At 54.8% G+C, this 14226-nt stretch carries 12 protein-coding genes; 3 read left to right on the forward strand and 9 right to left on the reverse strand.

Annotated elements, in window-relative coordinates:
- The first annotated feature begins 29 nt into the window (after positions 1 to 29).
- Entirely contained in the window at positions 30 to 536 is a 507-nt protein-coding gene (gene tpx, locus IM295_RS19780; protein ID WP_028013359.1) for a thiol peroxidase, read from the forward strand.
- Between the two features lie 275 nt (positions 537 to 811).
- A complete protein-coding gene (locus IM295_RS19785; RefSeq protein WP_048959060.1) occupies positions 812 to 2020 on the forward strand; it encodes an aldose 1-epimerase family protein in 1209 nt (402 codons plus the stop codon).
- Positions 2021 to 2053: 33 nt separating this feature from the next.
- Here the strand turns inward: IM295_RS19785 and tyrR are convergent, their stop codons facing one another.
- From tyrR to IM295_RS19800, 3 genes are all read right to left on the reverse strand, one after another.
- Positions 2054 to 3595, reverse strand: a complete 1542-nt coding sequence (gene tyrR, locus IM295_RS19790; protein WP_028013361.1) for a transcriptional regulator TyrR — start codon at positions 3593 to 3595, stop codon at positions 2054 to 2056.
- A 112-nt stretch (positions 3596 to 3707) separates the two neighbouring features.
- Positions 3708 to 4760 carry a YcjF family protein gene (locus tag IM295_RS19795; RefSeq protein ID WP_193067232.1) on the reverse strand — a complete coding sequence of 351 codons (1053 nt, stop codon included), beginning with the start codon at positions 4758 to 4760 and terminating at the stop codon, positions 3708 to 3710.
- Positions 4757 to 6154 (reverse strand): YcjX family protein, encoded by a 1398-nt coding sequence (locus tag IM295_RS19800; RefSeq protein ID WP_045260646.1) that lies wholly within the window; start codon positions 6152 to 6154, stop codon positions 4757 to 4759. Before IM295_RS19800 ends, IM295_RS19795 begins: the two co-directional genes overlap by 4 nt.
- A gap of 155 nt (positions 6155 to 6309) precedes the next feature.
- Between IM295_RS19800 and IM295_RS19805 the strand changes: the two genes are divergently transcribed.
- A complete protein-coding gene (locus tag IM295_RS19805; protein ID WP_045260647.1) occupies positions 6310 to 7320 on the forward strand; it encodes a LacI family DNA-binding transcriptional regulator in 1011 nt (336 codons plus the stop codon).
- 33 nt (positions 7321 to 7353) lie between these two features.
- On the opposite strand, the gene IM295_RS19810 is transcribed toward IM295_RS19805, so the two are convergent.
- The 6 genes from IM295_RS19810 to IM295_RS19835 all read right to left on the reverse strand — a co-directional run bounded on the left by IM295_RS19810 (position 7354) and on the right by IM295_RS19835 (position 14218).
- Complete coding sequence (locus IM295_RS19810) at positions 7354 to 8268, reverse strand: OmpG family monomeric porin (protein WP_048959131.1); 915 nt, start codon at positions 8266 to 8268, stop codon at positions 7354 to 7356.
- A 67-nt stretch (positions 8269 to 8335) separates the two neighbouring features.
- Positions 8336 to 9418 carry an ABC transporter ATP-binding protein gene (locus IM295_RS19815; protein ID WP_041909689.1) on the reverse strand — a complete coding sequence of 361 codons (1083 nt, stop codon included), beginning with the start codon at positions 9416 to 9418 and terminating at the stop codon, positions 8336 to 8338.
- 13 nt (positions 9419 to 9431) lie between these two features.
- Complete coding sequence (pgmB, locus tag IM295_RS19820; protein WP_048956152.1) at positions 9432 to 10097, reverse strand: beta-phosphoglucomutase; 666 nt, start codon at positions 10095 to 10097, stop codon at positions 9432 to 9434.
- A complete protein-coding gene (locus IM295_RS19825; RefSeq protein WP_193067233.1) occupies positions 10087 to 12366 on the reverse strand; it encodes a glycoside hydrolase family 65 protein in 2280 nt (759 codons plus the stop codon). Before IM295_RS19825 ends, pgmB begins: the two co-directional genes overlap by 11 nt.
- Positions 12360 to 13418, reverse strand: coding sequence for a Gfo/Idh/MocA family protein (locus tag IM295_RS19830; RefSeq protein ID WP_192971160.1), 1059 nt, complete (start codon positions 13416 to 13418; stop codon positions 12360 to 12362). The genes IM295_RS19825 and IM295_RS19830 overlap by 7 nt, the downstream gene beginning before the upstream one ends.
- A gap of 11 nt (positions 13419 to 13429) precedes the next feature.
- Positions 13430 to 14218: a sugar phosphate isomerase/epimerase gene (locus tag IM295_RS19835; RefSeq protein ID WP_063437894.1), complete on the reverse strand. Its 789-nt coding sequence runs from the start codon at positions 14216 to 14218 to the stop codon at positions 13430 to 13432.
- Positions 14219 to 14226: the final 8 nt, after the last annotated feature.

Here is a 14226-nt window from a genome sequence, read left to right on the forward strand (position 1 = left end):
GTTAACTATATGTAAACAGGAAGATATCTATGTCACAACTCGTTCATTTCCAGGGCAACCCGGTTGCTGTTGCAGGTTCCATTCCGCAGGCTGGCAGCAAAGCGCAGGCTTTTACTCTGGTGGCTAAAGATCTGTCTGACGTCACACTGGCTCAGTTTGCGGGCAAACGCAAAGTGCTGAACATTTTCCCGAGCATTGATACCGGTGTTTGCGCCGCATCCGTGCGTAAGTTCAACCAGCTGGCAACTGAAATGGACAACACCGTTGTGCTGTGCATTTCTGCTGACCTGCCGTTCGCCCAGTCTCGCTTCTGCGGTGCTGAAGGCCTGAGCAACGTTATCACCCTCTCCACCCTGCGCAGCCCGGATTTCCTCGAAAACTACGGCGTCAGCATCGCCGAAGGCCCTCTGAAAGGCCTGGCAGCACGCGCGGTACTGGTTCTTGATGAAAACGACACTGTCATCTTCAGCGAACTGGTTAATGAAATCACTACCGAGCCGGATTACACCGCCGCGCTGGAAAAGCTGAAAGCATAATCATTACTTAGCATTCTATACCGCTTTTTCAAAACCTCGCTATGGCGGGGTTTTTTATTAATTACTGGCTGAATCGTTAAAGCAACAATGAGCTTGCGTCACAAAATTAACGCAATTCAGTTTCAAGAATTCACCAAAATAGCGATCAGATCCGCATATTGATCGTTAAACAACCCTGAATTTACCCTCAGTGAGGCGCATCACATTTCCCTTATCGCCAAAACATTAGATTTGCTTACGAAGTTAAATAATCGTTTCAGCAAAAAGGGATAAATATGAAAATAAAACTGGCTTTAACGCTCCTTTCGGTACTGGTTTCGGGCCATGCCGCAGCAAAAACCTGGGTGCTGACAAGCGCTGAAAGCAGCGTGGAAAAAGGAAACTGGAAGATTTCCAGCGATGAGCTGAAAATTAACGATCGAACGTTCAGCATCGAGCAAAAAGTGTTGCACGGCGGCAAGCAGGAAGGTAGTAAAGTGATCGTTATTAGCAGTAAAAACGGCCTGACCATCACCTTAAGCCCGACGCGCGGGATGAACCTTCTGCATGTGGAGGGCTTTGGCACCAGGCTGGGGTGGAATTCGCCCGTTAAAGAGGTCGTTAACCCGGCGTATATTAATCTGGAAAGCCGAAACGGACTTGGCTGGCTGGAAGGTTTCAACGAGATGATGGTCCGCTGTGGCTACGAATGGACGGGGCACCCGGTCACCGCTGACGGCCAGATTTACACCCTGCATGGCAAGGCGGGGAATACACCGGCATCCCAGGTGGAGGTAGAAATTGCGGATGCTGCCCCGCATGAAATTCGTATTCGCGGTCTCATCAAAGAAAGCACCTTTAAAAAAGCGGATCTGCAAACCATGACCGAACTGCGTTACGTTCCAGGAACCAACCAGTTCAGCCTGCATGACGTTCTGACGAACCATGCCGATTATCCTCATGACTATCAGATCATCTACCACAGCAACTTCGGGGCGCCTGTCCTCGAAGAAGGCGCGCGCTTCCTTGCCCCGGCGGCAAGCGTGAGCCCGTTCAATGATTACGCGAAAGCGGGCGTTAACGACTGGCAAACCTACGCCGGGCCGACAAAAGGCTTTGATGAGATGGTCTTTAACATCAAACCGCTTGCGGACAGCAACCATGAAACCCTCGCGGCGGTGGTGAATAAAGCCGGTGACAAAGGCGCGTCAATTCAGTTTGATACCCGCCAGCTGCCCGTGCTGACCCTGTGGAAAAATACCGATACGCCAAAACAGGGCTATGTCACGGGGATTGAGCCAGGCACCAGCTACGCCTACCCCGTCACCATTGAACGCGAGCAGAAGCGGGTTAAGCAGCTGCAACCAGGCGCCAGCGCTCAGTTTGACCTGACCTATACCCTGCTACACAGCGCGCAGCAGGTGAAGGACGTCGAAAGCAGGATTGCGTCGATTCAGGGCGAGACAAAAACAGAGATCGTGACCACGCCGCTGGCGAAGGAATAAACATTAAAAAAGCCTCTTTACAGAGGCTTTTTGTTATTCGTCACCTTTCTTATGATTCAATCCATACTCACGTAGCTTATTCGCAATCGCGGTATGCGAGACGCCAAGCCGTTTTGCCAGTTTGCGGGTGCTGGGGTAGCTGCGGTACAGCTGCGTCAGCACGGAGCGCTCGAAGCGGCTGGTGATATCATCCAGCGAGCCTTCCATCGCTTCTTCGCCTACCGATACCGTCCCGGCGTCGTAATCCGGCAACAGAATGTCCTGAGGGCGCAGTTCATACCCTTCCAGCTGGGTCAGCGCGCGATAAACGGCGTTTTTAAGCTGACGAATGTTGCCCGGCCAGCCGTAGCGCATTAACACCGTGCCGAGATCTGCAGACAGTTTCGGACGTGGAACGCCCTGCTCGTCGGCAAAGCGGGCCACAAACAGCTCCGTTAGCGGCATGATGTCCTGCGGACAATCGCGCAGCGGTGGAATGTTCAGCGTCAGGACGTTGAGACGGTAGTAGAGATCTTCGCGGAAAATCCCCTTTTGCACCAGTTCCACTAGGTTCTTCTGGGTGGCGCAAATGACGCGCACGTCCACATGCACTTCGTGATCCTCACCGACGCGGCGGAAGGTGCCGTCGTTCAGGAAACGCAGCAGTTTAGCCTGCATACGCGGCGACATTTCGCCGATCTCGTCCAGCAGCACGGAGCCGCCGTTGGCCTGCTCGAAGAACCCTTTCTTGCCTTCCGGCGCGTGTCCAAACAGCTCGCTTTCGACGGCATCTTCTGGAATTGAAGCGCAGTTAAGCGCCAGATACGGTTTTGCCGCACGCGGGCTTGCCAGGTGCACGGCGTGCGCCAGCAGATCTTTCCCGGTACCGGTATCGCCGGTAATCAGCAGCGGCGCGGTAAGGCTGGCAAGCTTGCGCGCCTGGTCAACCACGTGGCGCATTTTCGGGCTGACGGCAATAATCTGGCTGAATGCGCCAACGTCCTGGCTGGAGAGGTTTTGCAGCTGGCGCCCCATGCGTAGAGTCGAGCGCAGCATGATCACCGCCCCGGTCAATACGCGACTATTTCCTTCTCCTTTCAGATAGACCGGTGTGATCTCCATCAGGAAATTCTGCCCGTTAATCACCACATGCTCGCTGTGCGTATTCTGCGGGTTGCTGTCCAGCCAGCGCTGAAAGTTAAAACCGGGGATCAGCTGCGCGGCGTGGTGGCTGCTGAGCTTCTCCTGGCTCTGCGCGAAAAGCTGGCAGCTCGCGTGGTTAACGCGCTCGACTTTACTTTTCAGATCCAAAGAGAGGAATGGTTCGGGCATCGCTTCAAGCAGCGCGCTCAGGGCGAGGTGCTCACGTTCGGAGGGCATCCAGGGGATGGTGCGTACATCCGTAACGCCAGCGATACGGCGGATTTCCGCCATCAGGCTACTGAAGGTGTTAAATTCAATTTCGGCAAAATTGAGGTAAATTCGCCCGACAGGATCGATCTCAATGCCACGTAAATCAATGCTACGTAAAACAAGAAGATCGAGTAATTCGCGGGTAAGACCGAGACGGTCTTCACAGAAGACTTCAAGACGCATGGGAAATTCACCGTTTTAAGCCAATAACGTTAAAATGATATGTCAGAACTCGGTGAACCGGAAGATGGCTGTCAAGAAATATTGACAGCCAGCACGATTAGTGAACAACACCTTAAGGAGACGGTTTTTTATTGAGCGTTTCTTTCAGCTGACCGATCAGTTCACGCCTGAAATCCCCCAGCCGCGGCTTATCGCCATCAATCCACGGCAGCGGACGGCACACCTCCATCGCTTTGATACCCAAACGCGCCGTCAGCAAGCCCGCGCCAATGCCCTGAGCTGCACGGGCTGAAAGACGCGCCGCCAGATCCTGCGACATCCAGTCCATTCCTACTTCGCGCACCAGCTCGCTCGCGCCCGCAAACGCGATATTGAGCAGGACCAGTTTGAACAGCCTGAGCCGGCTGTAGTAACCCAGCTCTATGCCGTAAAGGTTCGCGATACGGTTGATGAGGCGCAGGTTACGCCAGGCGATAAAGGCCATATCCACCAGCGCCAGCGGGCTGACGGCAATCATCAGCGTGGATTCCGCCGCCGAGCGGCTAATCTCACGCCGCGCCTGGGCATCCAGCACCGGCTGAACCATATGGGAATAGAGCGTGACCACCTCCCGGTCGTTCTGGGTTTCATGGATGGCGGCGTACCAGCGCTGGAGCGCCGGATGCGACTGATCGATACCGGCCTGGCTGGCCAGTTTTTCACAGAAGGCACGGCCTTTGCCGGTGCCGTGGCTGTGGAGGAGATCCCGCGCTTCATCGCGCTCGTGCGCGCGCTGTCGCAAACGCCAGAGGCGGCGCCACTCGGTGGCAACCGACCCGACACCCGCCCCCACGATGAGCGCGCCCGCGGCACATCCGCCCAGCGCAACCCAGTCCTGGGTTTGCCAGGCGTTCATCGCCCACTGGACGCCCTGCCCGACCACGCTGACGCCAAACAGCGCCAGACCGGCGGTGACCATCTTGCGCCACAGGCTGCGTTTAGGACGCAGAGCGGCTTCCACGGCCGCCTCCGCCGGACCTTCCTCGACGGCGGGATCGTCCGGCAGCGCCGGGGCAAAGTTCTCCGCCTGCGCGCCGCTGAACGTCTGGGCCGTTTTAAAGGCGTCCTGACGCTCGGGCTCAAGCGTTCCGGTAAAGTCTATGCGCGGTTTTAACGGTTCCGTCATCGCAATTTATCTCCAATCAAAAACTCCAGCGCCGCATCCAGACGGATGTGCGGTAACGGCCGATCGACGCTCATGGTCTGAGGGCGGAAGGCTTCAAACTGGAAGCCCTGACTCTGCCAGAAGGCCTGACCCGGCAGCCGCGCGGGGACTTCGCCGGGATAGACGGTAAGCGGCTCGCCGTCACTGAGTCGATTCCCGCGTAATGCTGGTATTTTCTCGCCGTTAAGGTCAATCAGGCCGCTTTGGGTCGCCTGCACCGATGCGAGCCCAAGACAATCCATACTGATGCCTTCAAACGCGGCGTTTTGCCAGGCGTCCTGCACCAGCTGCTGCAGCAGAGAAACCATGTTGGCATGCTGATCGACCGTAACGTGATCGGCTTTTGTGGCCGCAAACAGTAGCTTGTCGATCACCGGTGAGAACAGACGACGAAACAGCGTCCGCTGCCCGTAGTGGAAACTCTGCATCAGCTGCGTCAGCGCGAGGCGCATATCGTTAAATGCCTGCGGCCCGCTGTTGAGCGGCTGCAGGCAATCCACCAGCACAATCTGGCGGTCGAAACGTAAAAAGTGGTTTTTATAAAAACCTTTGACCACCTTTTCGCAGTAGTAATTGTAACGCTCGCGCAGCATGCCGGCATTCGTGTGTTTGTCGGCCTGTGCCAGCTTCGACTCGCCTGCGCCGTCCACATCCGGCCACGGGAAGAACTGCAGCGCGGGCGCGCCTGCTAAATCACCCGGCAAGACAAAACGGCCCGGCTGGATGAAGTGCAGCCCTTCCTGTTTGCACTGATGCAGATAGTCCGTCCAGGCTTCAGCAATGGTCGCCAGACGGTTTTCGTCCGCAGGCGCCAGCGGATCAAGGCCCTCGCACAGCTGTCGCCATTTCGTTGACCACTCTGCGCGTTGCCCTTGCAACAAGCCCGTCATCTGGCGGGACCAGCTGAGGTAGTCCTGCGCCAACATCGGCAGGTCGAGCAGCCATTCGCCGGGATAATCGACGATTTCCAGATACAGGGTTGAGGTATCCTTAAAGTGACGTATCAGCGATTCATTAGAACGAAAGCGCAGCGCAAGGCGAATTTCACTGACGCCTCGCGTTGGCGTCGGCCACGCGGGCGGATCGCCGTAAAGCTGCGCCAGCCCTTCGTCGTAGGTAAAACGCGGTATGCCAAAATCACGCTGAGGGACGCGCTTAACGCCCAGCAGACGCTCTTCGCGCACGGCGCTGAGCAACGGCAGCCGCGCGCCGGCGTGCAGATTCAGCAACTGGTTTACCATCGCGGTGATGAACGCCGTCTTACCGCTGCGGCTCAGGCCGGTAACGGCCAGACGCAGATGTCGATCAACGCCGCGGTTCACCAGTGAATTGAGTTCGTTCTTAAATCGCTTCATCGCCATCCTTCATTGCCCGGAAGCCAGGAATGTATGGCTTCAGAATACAATAAATGGGGGCAGATCGTTGATTATCAATTCTTATTTATTGCTATTGCCGTTTTCTCTCCAGTAAGATGAACGACATTGCTGTCAGTCCGGAGTGAGTAAGGTGTATGTCACCCACCATCTATGATATCGCACGGGTTGCGGGCGTATCGAAATCAACCGTTTCCCGCGTTCTGAATAAACAAACGAATATTTCCCCTGAAGCGCGTGACAAAGTGCTTAAGGCGATAGACGAATTAAATTATCAGCCCAACAAACTGGCCCGCGCCCTGACCTCTTCTGGCTTTGATGCCATTATGGTTATTTCGACCCGCTCGACCAAAACTACTGCCGGTAACCCTTTTTTCTCCGATGTTCTTCACGCCATTACGGCAAAAGCGGAAGAGGAAGGGTTTGACGTTATTTTACAAACCTCGAAAAGCAGTGAGGACGATCTGCAGAAGTGCGTGGGAAAAATAAAGCAGAAGATGATCAAAGGGATCATCATGCTGAGTTCACCCGCAAACGAATCTTTTTTCACCACGCTGGACGAATACGGTGTGCCCGTGGTGGTTATTGGAAAAGTAGAAGGTAAGTTCCAGAATATTTATTCTGTTGATACGGACAATTTTCACGACAGCGCTATTCTGGTCGATTCGTTTATTAAACATGGGCGAACAAAAATTGCCTGTCTGCATGCCCCGCTCGATTATCACGTTTCTATCGATCGCCTTGCGGGTTATAAATCCAGCCTTGAGAAGCAGGGTATCGCCATTAACCCGGACTGGGTCATTGATGGCGGATATACCCATGAAAGCGCGCTCCAGGCAGCCTGCAAATTACTCTCGTCTGACAACCCGCCCAATGCCGTTTTTGCTACTGACAGTATGAAATTGTTGGGTCTTTATCGTGCTGCGGATGAGTTAAATCTGATGGTTCCCGAGCAGGTTGCTATGGCAGGCTACAGCGATCCGATGCTGTCTCTCGTTTTAACCCCTGCGCCAGGCGGGTTTGATATTCCGACGAGAAAGCTCGGCGAAGAGAGCTGCAACGTGTTGTTTAAGCGTATTGCGGGTAAACCTGCGCCGCATAAGATTTTGGTTGATACCCATTTTTCGGATGCGGCGTCCTTGCGCTAATAACCAGGGGCATTCGCCCCTGGTAAATCATGATCAGAACGCGTAGTTCACGCCGACACCCGCGTAGTGGAAGCGATCGCTCTCACCTTCGTCATGGTTTTCCCATTCGTAGGCATATTCCAGCGTCATGGATAAACCGTTGTTAAAATCATAGGCGTACAGCATACCCAGACGGTTGAAATCATGTCCTTCACGCGTCGGATCGTCCTGCCAGTCCCAGTTTGACCAGCGATCGAGCCCCAGACGGGTATAAGGCGTTAACGTCGTCTGGCCTAACGAAATCGGCAGGTAGGCACGAATTTCCTGGGTAGAAAACTCGCCGTTATTACGTGAGCTGTCCATATTGAAGCCGCGCTCTAAATAATAATTTACTTTCGCAGAGAACGTTTCGTTGATGGTCCAGGTAAAACCGGTTTCGGTCTCGACGCGGCTGTCAGAATAACCGGTTTTTTCCAGATCGTTGGCAAACTGATACATGGCAAACCAGCCGCCAAAGCGCCAGTCGTCGGTTAATTTAATATCCCAGTCAGGCTGAACTTTATAGCGCTGCATATTAGCGCTGCCGTCTTTGGCACCGTGTTCATCTTTAAAGTGATAACCATAATTGCGGAAGCCACCGGTCAGACCGAACGTAAAATCATCGGTGCCGATAAAGCGATAGCGCAATTCAAATTCCGGGCGATCGAAATAGGTGCCACGCGTCATGCTGCTATAATCAACCGGCCCTTCCTGATACATTGCCAGAGAGATTGTCCAGGCATCCCATGTTGCATTAAACCATACGGAGGGTTCATATAATCCATCTTTATCGTCGCTCTGACCTTCGACGTTTTCAATTTCATACATGGCACCGATATTAAACGCCCACTGCTTTGCGGATTCTGTTGCTTGCGCGCAGCTAACCCCTGCGCACAGAACGAGCGCAGCACTTCTTAGTAGAGTACTCATAAAATATTCCCTTTATAATTAACAAACAAAAAAAACCGGAAATTTGCATTTCCGGCAAACACCTTTCTTATCTAATAGCCGCTTCGGTATCGGCGTCGAAGAAATGGCACTTATTCATATCGAACTGAATGCCGATAGTATCTCCGGCTACGTAGTCATTGGCCGCGCCTGCGCGGACAACCAGTTCATGTCCGCCCACGGTGGCATAAAGCATAAATTCGGCACCGGTAAGCTCAGCGACGCTGACTTTCGCCGCAATATCTTCTCCGCTGCTCTGCAGGGTAAGAATGTCTTCCGGACGAATCCCGAAGACGACCGCTTTACGCTGGTAACCTTGCGCATTCAACTCGGCCAGCTTGTCCTCAGGGATCTCCAGACGCAGCGTTTCCGTTACGAAATAGCGATCGTCGATAGCGCCACGAATGAAGTTCATTGCCGGAGAGCCAATGAACCCTGCGACAAACATATTGGCCGGCTCGTTGTATACCTGCTTCGGCGCACCCACCTGCTGAATGATGCCGTCTTTCAGGATCACGATGCGAGTCGCCATCGTCATGGCTTCCGTCTGGTCGTGCGTAACATAGATCATGGTGGTGTTAAGCTTCTGGTGAAGCTTGCTGATTTCGGCACGCATCTGCACGCGAAGCTTGGCATCAAGGTTGGATAACGGCTCATCCATCAGGAAGACGCCCGCTTCGCGCACGATCGCCCTGCCCAGCGCCACACGCTGGCGCTGACCACCCGATAAAGCGCCAGGTTTACGCTTCAGGTATTCGCGTAACCCTAAAATCTGCGCCGCCCAGTTCACGCGTTCTTCAATCACCGCGGGCGCTATTTTTTGCATTTTCAGGCCAAACGCCATGTTGTCGTAGACCGTCATATGCGGATAAAGCGCATAGTTCTGGAATACCATTGCGATATCACGCGATTTGGCAGGCACGTCATTCATGCACACGCCGTCGATAATCAGTTCACCCGCGCTGATCTCCTCAAGACCGGCAATCATTCGCAGCGTCGTGGATTTGCCGCAGCCCGACGGACCGACGAAAACAATAAACTCTTTGTCTTCAATTTCGAGGTTGAAATCCTTAACCACATGGACCTGGTTATCATAGATTTTCTGAATATGTTTCAGAGAAAGTTGAGCCATAATTTATTCCTTATCAATACGCCCGGGACGCCCAGAATTCTGTCAGGCATTTCCAGGTCAGTTCCCGCGTTGAATGAAGTTGTAATCCCGCATGGTTAAGGCCAGGCCCAATCCCGACCGACAGCATTCCTGCGGCGTTGATTGCTTCAACACCCGCAGCGGCATCTTCAATGCCAATCGCCTCTTCAGGACGCACGTTCAGCCCCGCACAGGCCGCAAGGAAGATCTCCGGGTCCGGCTTTGAACGGCAAATGCGGGAAGCATCAGCGCAAAAATCGAAGGCCTGATGAATGCCCAGCGCGTGCAAAATCCCTGGGGCATTGAGCGATACGGATGCCAGCCCAATCTTGACCTTCGCGGCACGGATCTCCGCCAGCACGTCGCGGATCCCCGGCAGCAGAGAATCCTGCGTCAGTGATGCCAGCGACTGGACGTAAAGCGCATTTTTTTTCGTCGCAAGCGCCAGGCACTGCTCCTCACTAAACATCCCCTCTTTTCCGCCGTGCTTCAGAATGCGCTGGAGGGAATCCATGCGGCTTATTCCCTTGAGCTGTTCGTTAAACACTTCGTCGAAGGTAATGCCAATTTCCTCCGCCACGGCACGCCAGGCCAGAAAGTGAAGATGCGCGGTATCGGTGATCACACCGTCCAAATCGAATACAACAGCCTTAAGCGTCATGTTGCCCCTCCGTGGTAGCGGTCCCATTCACGGAAGCAAGAAAATCCTTATACGCGAAGACTTCTCGCTCCGGGATATGTAGCGTTTTGCCCCACAGTGTCAGCGTGGCAGGCGCCGTGGTTTCAATGGTTAACACCTCGTTTTCATACGTGAAGTGCATTGCTGCGTTCCGCCACCGCAGCGGGAAAGCGAGTTTCTGCCAGTGAGCAGGCAGTTTTGGCGCGAGATGCAGTTCCCCTTCAATGATTTGCAGGCCAGCAAATCCCTGAATTGCGCCAGACCAGATCGCACCGGTTGCCGCAGCATGAATGCCCTCATCGCTGCTGTGCGGATCGTCGCCCAAATCAATGGCGATGCCATCGCGCCAGAAGGCATAGGCCCCCTGCGTGTCACCGCAGCGCGCGAGCACAATCCCGTGAATGGCCTTGCTCAGGGACGAATCATGGATCGTGCGTGGCTCATAGAACGCCAGATTGGCGGCGCATTGCTGTGGCGTAAACCGTTCTGGCAGCAGGTAGTTAAGCATCACCACATCGGCCTGCTTAAGGATCTGCATCTCGTTCACTTCCGCGCGGGAATAATCGAGCAGAATCGTCTGTTTACCCGCTTTGGCTTTGTAGCGGCTCAGATCGATGGCAGGTTTTGCCATGAAGGTATCATCCTGCGGGATCACACCGTCTGCATCGGCCTCCGGTAGCCATAAGCGCGCCAGGAACTGCGCGGCATTCTCCGTAAAACGCTCATCCTCATGCCCAAACATCGCCATAAACTGGCGCGCGCAGGCAACGTTGTGCCAGGCCAGATAGTTGGTGTAAGCGTTGTTGTTCACGTGCTCGGTGTATTCGTCCGGTCCGATCACATCATGGATTTCCAGACGACCATTGACGTCCGTTGCGCGTCCCATCCAGAACAAAGCCGTTTCCATCAGCAGCGTCAGGCCTTCGTTACGCATAAAGGCGTCATCATGCGTCGCCTGCCAGTACGCAACGACGGCCCAGGCAATATCAGCCACGATGTGATGCTCAGCAAGTGCGGAAGCCACCTTCTGGCGTACCCCGGTGCGGATGTTGATTGCCGCGAACTCCGGCGTCTCTTCCTCTCCGCTTGCGGCGCTTTCCCATGGGAACAACGCGCCCGGCCAGCCGTTACGACGGGCTTTTTCCCGTGCGCCAGCCAGATTAAGCCAGCGATAGCGCAGCAGGCTGCGGGCAACCTGCGGGCGGGTAAATAGATGGAAAGGCAGCAGGAAAATTTCGGTATCCCAGAAGACGTGGCCCTTGTAACCCTCCCCCGTCAGCCCTTTCGCGGCGATACTGCTTCGCTCATCATGGGCAGGCGTCATGGTGGTCAGATGCCAGACGGCGTAATCCAGCGCCTGCTGATCCTGTTGCTCCGCGGAAGTCACTTCCACACGGGCATCACGCCAGACCTCTTTCCAGGCATACGCTGAGCTTTCAAGCAATGCGTCGTAACCTCTTGCGGCAGAAACTTTGAGATCGGCCAGCGCGTTGCGCGCAAAAGACTCCTGTGACAGCGCTTTATCGCTGCGATGTGTCACCCAGACGATCTTTTCAAGCGTGACAGTGTCACCCTGAGCAATGGTCAGTGAATGATGTACGCTGAGATGCCGATTTTTGGCGGTGAAACAGCTGTCACTTTTCGAGGAGAGTTGGCAAAACGCCGAAACAACAACTTCAGACGCCCGATCCTGCGTTTCATACACGCCCTGCATGTAGTGCTGGTCAAAGACCCTGACCGAGATTTCATCCAGATGTTGTCTGCCGCTGTTCGTTTGCGTCGCATCAATGCCGGTTTTCAGCACCGCCTGCGTGGCGCCATCAAGGGGCGTGATCGCGAGCTGCATAGCCACTAAAGGCAGCTGGTCCAGCGATACAAAACGACGGCTCTCCAGCCGATAGCGCTTGCCGTCGGGCGAACGCCAGACAACGTTACGATGCAGTTCGCCGTTAGCGAATGCCAGCTCGCGCTGCCACTCAAGAATTTCCCCGGCAAGGAGGGTGAAATTGACGCCGTCCAGCTCTACATCAATACCGGTGATATCCGGCAGATTGACCAGCTCGGTGGTCTCGTTGCGCCCCGCGCGATGATACAGCCCAGCGAGATACATGCCTCTGGTCTGCTGGGTGTACTCTTCTTCATGCGCGGCGCGAATGCCCATGTAGCCATTGCCGCATGCCATGATGGAGGCGTATTTATTCAGGCTGTGTGGACAAAAGCCCGGATCGGTTAATACAGAGACGTTCAGCATAGTGTTACGCTTTCCCCTGTTTCTGCGGATTCATAAAGCGCGCCAACAAGCTGCTGAATTACCAGTCCCTGTTCTGCATCGGCAATCATCACGGGCTCTCCCAGCACGTGACGTACAAAGGCATCCATGCTGCGCAGATGGCGCTGATCGTCCGCCTCTTCGCGCTGGGTAAGGGTTTCTAAAACACCGGCTTCGTCGTTGTAGATGTGCGCCGGGAACAGCGTTGCCCCCGCCTTTTCACCGCAGAAAGAGACGTTCATTATCGACTGCTCGCGAATGTTAAGCGCAAAGGAGGTGTCCAGACGCAAAATGCCGCCGTTGCAGAATTCAATCGTGCCAAACAGCGCATCTTCCACGGTAAATTGCGCAGGATCCCACTCGCCAAACTGACCGGTGCTTTTACGGTTTCCCAGCCTCTGGAAGCTGTGCGCAGTCACCCGTTTTACCGCCGGGAAACCCAGGACATACATTGCGGCGTCGAGCATATGAATGCCGATATCAATCAGCGGTCCACCGCCCTGTAGCGATTTGTTGGTAAAAACGCCCCACCCCGGCACACCGCAGCGACGCAGCGCCTGCGCTGAGGTAAAGTAAATTTCACCAAGCGTTCCGTTCATTACCGCATCGCGCAGGAGTTGGGTATCCAGGGCAAAGCGATGGTGAAAATCATAGGCCAGGACTTTTCCTGCCTTGCGCGCCGCGATGCGCATCTCATCAGCCTGCTGCGGCGTCATCGCCGGGGGCTTTTCACACATCACATGGCAACCCGCCTCGAGCGCCGCCATCACATGTTCAAAATGGAACCGGTTGGGCGAACAGACGCTCACCACATCCGGTTTTACTGCCTGCAACATCTCGTGAGCGTCCTGCCATGCCGATGGAATAGCATAACGTTCCGCGAACGCCTGTGCCTGCTCAAGGCGGCTGTCCATGACAGCCACCATTTGAACATCACTGCGCGTGGCGTAATACGAGGCATGCACTTTGTCCGCGACCTGCCCGGCGCCAATAATGGCGACGCGCAGAGGCGAAGGTGTAGAAGCACTCATCACGCTCGTCATCCTTAGCATTCACGCAAATAAGTGAGAGAGTCCTGATAAGCCTTAGCCGGATCCTCGGCGCGAACACGGCATTCATACACCACGTATCCCTGATAGTTATCGGTACGCAGCTGATCGAACAGGCTGGCGAAATCGAGGCTGCCGCTGCCCGGCTGATAGCGGTGGTTATCTGCAATGTGAACATGACCCAGCAGATCGCGGTTCTGATGCAGCGCGTCCGTCAGTGAGTCTTCTTCAATGTTCATGTGATAGAAATCACCGATGATCTGCACGTGCTTCAGGCCGTTCTCTTCGATATAACGACGCGCGTCTGCCAGGGTGTTGATCATATGATCCTGGTAGCGGTTCAGCGGCTCCAGGTAGACGGTGGTGCCGGTGCGCGCGGCCACCTCATCCAGCCAGCGCAGCGAGGCGCTTACGGCTTTGCGGTCACCGTCCAGGCTGCGTGGAGAGGTCATTGGCGGCAGACGGAAGGTAAACATACCCCAGGCCGCAGGCACGATAATGCCCTTTCCGCCGACTTCCGCCAGCGCTTCCAGAATGCGTTCGATCTGCTGTAATCCGTTCAGACGGCGTTCTTCGATGAAATCACCGATCCAGCCATCGTACCCGCCACATGCTGTCGTCACCGGCAGGCCCGTGGCTTTGATAGCGGCTTTCACTTCGTCGAGATTTTCCACCAGCAGACGGCCGTCAATTTCGTAGCCATCAAAACCCATCGCTTTGATGTACTCGAATTTTTCCATGATGTTGGTCGGGAAAAAGGCCTGGTTTTGTGTTGCGATCTTCATGATTTGCT

This window comes from Enterobacter cloacae complex sp. P14RS (assembly GCF_014895895.1).
Taxonomy (GTDB): Bacteria; Pseudomonadota; Gammaproteobacteria; order Enterobacterales; family Enterobacteriaceae; genus Enterobacter; species Enterobacter bugandensis.